At 45.6% G+C, this 1,800-nt stretch carries 3 protein-coding genes; 2 read left to right on the top strand and 1 reads right to left on the bottom strand.

Annotation, left to right across the window (positions count from 1 at the left end):
• Positions 1-94: 94 nt before the first annotated feature.
• Positions 95-595, top strand: a complete 501-nt coding sequence (locus OGY13_RS21695; RefSeq protein WP_001239317.1) for a hypothetical protein — start codon at positions 95-97, stop codon at positions 593-595.
• 149 nt (positions 596-744) lie between these two features.
• A complete protein-coding gene (locus tag OGY13_RS21690; protein WP_001011939.1) occupies positions 745-1,386 on the top strand; it encodes a type A-2 chloramphenicol O-acetyltransferase CatII in 642 nt (213 codons plus the stop codon).
• Positions 1,387-1,529: 143 nt separating this feature from the next.
• Here the strand turns inward: OGY13_RS21690 and OGY13_RS21685 are convergent.
• On the bottom strand, positions 1,530-1,800 hold a 271-nt coding region (locus OGY13_RS21685; RefSeq protein WP_000629492.1), incomplete at its 5' end, for a DDE-type integrase/transposase/recombinase.

Raw genomic sequence — 1,800 nt, 5'->3', positions numbered from 1 at the left:
TTTGAATGGGTTCATGTGCAGCTCCATCAGCAAAAGGGGATGATAAGTTTATCACCACCGACTATTTGCAACAGTGCCCTGTTTAGAGTACTATATGCGCCTGCAACAGTGGGCCACCGAAAATATTAAAAAACTGCTTTATCTCGCGGGGGATGACGCGGTGATTAATTACGGGAAAATGCGGCTGGAATTTTTGCAGAAAGCACTGGCGCAGGATACCTCCGGTGACTTCTGCTTTCGTGTGCTGCATCCGGAAGTGTCTGGCCCGCCGGATATGAAAAAGGCTTCCGCCGGGTACCGTGACTTTATTATCGGTAACAGAGCGTTGCTGGATCTGGTGAATTCAGCCGGTGAAGGGGCTCCGGTTGCGCATTATTCCGCTGATGAAATTCAGTCATTATTTTCGGCACAAATACAGGGGTCGGTGGATAAATACGGCGATAGTTTCCTGACGGATGATCCGTATGTGCTGGCGGAAGACAAGCTGCAAACCTGTCAGATGGAAATTGATTTAATGGCGGATGTGCTGAGAGCACCGCCCCGTGAATCCGCAGAACTGATCCGCTATGTATTTGCGGATGAGTGGCCGGAATAAATAAAACCGGGCTTAATACAGATTAAGCCCGTATCGGGTATTATTACTGAATACCAGACAGCTTACGGAGGACGGAATGTTACCCATTGAGACAACCAGACTGCCTTCTGATTATTAATATTTTTCACTATTAATCAGAAGGAATAACCATGAATTTTACCCGGATTGACCTGAATACCTGGAATCGCAGGGAACATTTTGCCCTTTATCGTCAGCAGATTAAATGCGGATTCAGCCTGACCACCAAACTCGATATTACCGCTTTGCGTACTGCACTGGCGAAAACCGGTTATAAGTTTTATCCGCTGATGATTTACCTGATCTCCCGGGCTGTTAATCAGTTTCCGGAGTTCCGGATGGCAATGAAAGATAATGAACTGATTTACTGGGAACAGTCAGACCCGGTCTTTACTGTCTTTCATAAAGAAACCGAAACATTCTCCGCACTGTCCTGCCGTTATTTTCCGGATCTCAGTGAGTTTATGGCGGGTTATAACGCGGTAACAGCAGAATATCAGCATGATACCAGGTTGTTTCCGCAGGGAAATTTACCGGAGAATCACCTGAATATATCATCGTTACCCTGGGTGAGTTTTGACGGATTTAATCTGAATATCACCGGAAATGATGATTATTTTTCCCCGGTTTTTACAATGGCAAAGTTTCAGCAGGAAGGTGACCGCGTACTATTACCTGTTTCTGTACAGGTTCATCATGCAGTCTGTGATGGTTTTCATGCAGCAAGGTTTATCAATACACTTCAGCTGATGTGTGATAACATACTGAAATAAATTAATTAATTCTGTATTTAAGCCACCGTATCCGGCAGGATTGGTGGCTTTTTTTTATATTTTAACCGTAATCTGTAATTTCGTTTCAGAAGGCACTGTTGCAAAGTTAGCGATGAGGCAGCCTTTTGTCTTATTCAAAGGCCTTACATTTCAAAAACTCTGCTTACCAGGCGCATTTCGCCCAGGGGATCACCATAATAAAATGCTGAGGCCTGGCCTTTGCGTAGTGCACGCATCACCTCAATACCTTTGATGGTGGCGTAAGCCGTCTTCATGGATTTAAATCCCAGCGTGGCGCCGATTATCCGTTTCAGTTTGCCATGATCGCATTCAATCACGTTGTTCCGGTACTTAATCTGTCGGTGTTCAACGTCAGACGGGCACCGGCCTTCGCGTTTGAGCAGAGCAAGCGCG

This window comes from Citrobacter sp. Cpo045, assembly GCF_030332875.1.
Lineage (GTDB): Bacteria > Pseudomonadota > Gammaproteobacteria > Enterobacterales > Enterobacteriaceae > Citrobacter > Citrobacter portucalensis.
Note: the sequence above shows the minus strand (reverse complement) of the source record. Positions and strands in the feature narration are given on the sequence as shown.